The 429-nt window shown below is 62.2% G+C and carries 1 protein-coding gene; it reads left to right on the top strand.

Features of this window, described 5'->3' with window-relative positions; genetic code table 11:
* Positions 1 to 40: 40 nt before the first annotated feature.
* On the top strand, positions 41 to 429 hold a 389-nt coding region (locus MKK51_RS01360; protein ID WP_313898785.1), incomplete at its 3' end, for an SRPBCC family protein.

Genomic DNA, 429 nt, shown 5'->3' with positions numbered 1-429 from the left:
CCTCGCAGTCCTAGCCTCACAGACGGGTCCTGGCTTCGCCTTGGAGGTCTCCCGCAGCCTTGAGATCCAAGCACCCCCTGCCACTGTCTGGAAGCTCATTGGCGGCTTCTGCGCCATCGCGAAATGGCATCCGATGGTTGAAAGCTGCGCTATTTCGAACAAGGACAGCGATGCAGGCCAGGGGGTCGCGACCCGGAGTCTGGTCGCAGGCGGCAACTTGGGGACCATTGTCGAGGTCGAGACGAGCCGGGACGAAAAGGCGATGAGCTACAGCTACGCCTATGTCAGTGGGCCGCTACCCGTGAAGGCCTACAACGCGACGATCGCCGTGCATCCAAAAGGCAGTGGGTCGACCGTGGTCTGGACCGCGACCTTCGATGCAGCCGGGATGACCGATGCGGAGGCGAAGGCCGACATCGAAGGCGTTTA

Origin of the sequence: Methylobacterium sp. E-045 (assembly GCF_022829685.1) — a bacterium.
Lineage (GTDB): Bacteria > Pseudomonadota > Alphaproteobacteria > Rhizobiales > Beijerinckiaceae > Methylobacterium.
This window is presented reverse-complemented; position numbering and strand designations above follow the sequence as displayed.